We start from the raw sequence: 2,389 nt of genomic DNA, 5'->3' as shown, positions 1-2,389 counted from the left end.
TGACGGCAAACCATTTTTCCGAAACATCTGATAATGTTGAGCTGATCTCCCGCCGGCGCCGCTCGTTTTTATTCTCCAGCCATTTTTGTGGATCAATATGATTTTCCAGCAGTGCCCGGTATTCAGTGCGCAGCTTTCTGGCCTGAGCCAATGAGGTTTCAGGGTAGGATCCGAGCTTAATGTAATTTACCGTGCCAAGGTGTGGGCGCTTATATCTGAGCAGCCAGCTTTTACTGCCGGCCTTAGTGATCCGCAACTCTAAACCGTCGCCATCATACAACGAGTAAAGTTTGTCTTTAGGCTTCGCTGATCTTACTTCCGTGTCGCTTAACGGGTTTGTTTTTATTGCCATTTTTAGCCTTATGATACTACAGCTTGGTACTACAGATCGCTGTAGTATCATCTGTAGTATCAAAATTCGTGGTTCACTGCGACCTATACTGAACTAAAACGAACTAAAATATCAACTGAAACCCTTGTTTTTACTGGCTGCTATGAACGTTGCTGCTCTAAGCTGAACCACCGCGAACCAAGAAATGGCTGCCCCAACAGGAATCGACAAGCGCCAATTTTAAAGGCTTATAACGCATGATCTTTGCGCTGTAGTATCATCTGTAGTATCAAAGTGTTTTGCTGCAGCTTTACTGCAGCGATGTCATATTATTGGCAGTGCCTTGCCTTTTCCGGATCCATTCTTCGATATCTGACTTTAGCCAGGCGCTGGTGCGCGGCCCAAGCTTAACCGGTTGAGGGGCGTCATTTTCTTTTACCAGTGCGTACCAGGTTGTTTTGCCCACCGGTACCATTTTTAAAACATCGGGCAATCTTATTAGCTGCATAATAGTGTCCTGTTACTCGTAAATTCTTTTAGCCAGGCCGGTAACGTGGTTCCACGTTCTGCCGTATTTAATGTGCTTAACAACGCTCAGCGGTACCTGGTGTTTATCAGCAAGCACTTTAAGCACGTTGATAATGCCTTTTGGCAGTACTGCTAGCGCTTGCAAATCTGCCCAAATGCTTTCTGCTTTAGCCTGGTCAATTTTGTGGTTGCCTGGGTTCAGCGGTTTATAAAGATCAGCGCCGGTAATGCCGCGCTTGGCCCTGTCGTTTATTGCTCTTTGGCTCAGCATAAACACCCTTTAAAACTTATCAGTTAACTGATTTGCACCAAGCCGCACCCAGTCGAGTTCTTTAATCTTTTCGACTGTTTCGGCTACGTCATTCACTGCGTTAAACGCCCGGTTAAAGTTGCTCTGGCTAACACCATTAATTGCTGCAGCAGTGGCATCTGACAGGCCCGTTACCAGGTGATCTTTAAGCGCCGCCTTTACATTCTCGCTGCGGATATCCGTGCGGCTAAGTAGTAATTCAAAACGGCGTTGGCATTGGCTGCCCTGGCTGATGTATTTCATGCTAATTAACCCCGGAAGCCGGTACCAAAAAACCGTTGCACTCAAAATCATCTAATAGAGTCTGTAGTGAATAATCCGAGGCCGCTTCCAGCACCTCTTTAAAACACGTAAACGGTCGGCCTGTGTACTGGTTCACTGTCGGAACCTGCATAGCATGATTCAAAATTGCTTTGTCAATTGGCTCAAGCTTTTCGTAAGACTGACATAGCTGTTCGATAACGCTGCCTCTGTTCATGCTGCCCCCCCATTCCATCTTGGAGCAAGCTGGCCAGCCAGCTCAGCTTGGGTTATTTCATTGCTGGCGTCGTTGTGCCCCGCAGTTCTGCCAGCGCGGTAGGCGCTATCGTGCAGCTTGGCCAAGCGGTTCTCCGCTTCACGCCATGGAGTAACAGGGCACAGCACTCCGCATTTCATGCACTCAACAGTGTCACAGCGCATGCGCATATCGTCTGCTGTGTGTTTCAGCTTTTTGCTGCCGAAAATAATGCACTGGCTCATGCTGCACCTGCCTTTTGTGACTGTTTAACCTTGCAGGCATAAGCTCTGGCTAATGACACAACATTTTTACCAGTTAGCTTAATGTTTATTATCGGGAAACCGCCTTTGCAGGTTTTCTCATCAAAAGGTTCTATCTCGAACATAGACCAAATTAGCATTTGTGTTGCAGCATCAAAGACTGAATTCCAATCCTCACCTTCGCCCCAATAATCAACGCCACCAACAATTGATGGCATATTGTTAACGCTTACACGCTGCTCGTAGTTCTGGCGCTTCTGCTTTGGTGTTAACGCCACCTTGTTTCTTGACGCATAGTGACGAGGGAAAAGCTCAAGATCTGAATCAATCCATACATCTTTATCTGTAAATCCGCGAACATTGGAGAGGATTTTAGCAAGGCGCTTGCTTAATTTTTTCTCTATCCTTGGCTTCATCACTCAGCCCCCTTAGCCTGCTGGCGTATCTTCCGATTAACATAA

Annotated in this window: 5 protein-coding genes; all 5 read right to left on the bottom strand. The window is 46.8% G+C overall.

The genetic code is table 11. The features are described 5' to 3' along the window. The coding region (locus V7D78_RS17120) for an integrase arm-type DNA-binding domain-containing protein (protein WP_333609662.1) at window positions 1-352 on the bottom strand (352 nt) is incomplete at its 3' end. 289 nt (window positions 353-641) lie between these two features. Next, window positions 642-839 (bottom strand): helix-turn-helix transcriptional regulator, encoded by a 198-nt coding sequence (locus tag V7D78_RS17115; protein WP_333609661.1) that lies wholly within the window; start codon window positions 837-839, stop codon window positions 642-644. Between the two features lie 12 nt (window positions 840-851). Beyond that, window positions 852-1,130: a hypothetical protein gene (locus V7D78_RS17110; RefSeq protein WP_333609660.1), complete on the bottom strand. Its 279-nt coding sequence runs from the start codon at window positions 1,128-1,130 to the stop codon at window positions 852-854. 9 nt (window positions 1,131-1,139) lie between these two features. Further along, complete coding sequence (locus V7D78_RS17105; protein WP_333609659.1) at window positions 1,140-1,412, bottom strand: PapB/FocB family fimbrial expression transcriptional regulator; 273 nt, start codon at window positions 1,410-1,412, stop codon at window positions 1,140-1,142. A 494-nt stretch (window positions 1,413-1,906) separates the two neighbouring features. Continuing rightward, entirely contained in the window at window positions 1,907-2,347 is a 441-nt protein-coding gene (locus tag V7D78_RS17100) for a hypothetical protein (protein WP_333609658.1), read from the bottom strand. Window positions 2,348-2,389 lie beyond the last annotated feature (42 nt).

Source organism: Arsukibacterium sp. (assembly GCF_036735525.1).
GTDB lineage: Bacteria > Pseudomonadota > Gammaproteobacteria > Enterobacterales > Alteromonadaceae > Alishewanella.
Note: the sequence above shows the minus strand (reverse complement) of the source record. Positions and strands in the feature narration are given on the sequence as shown.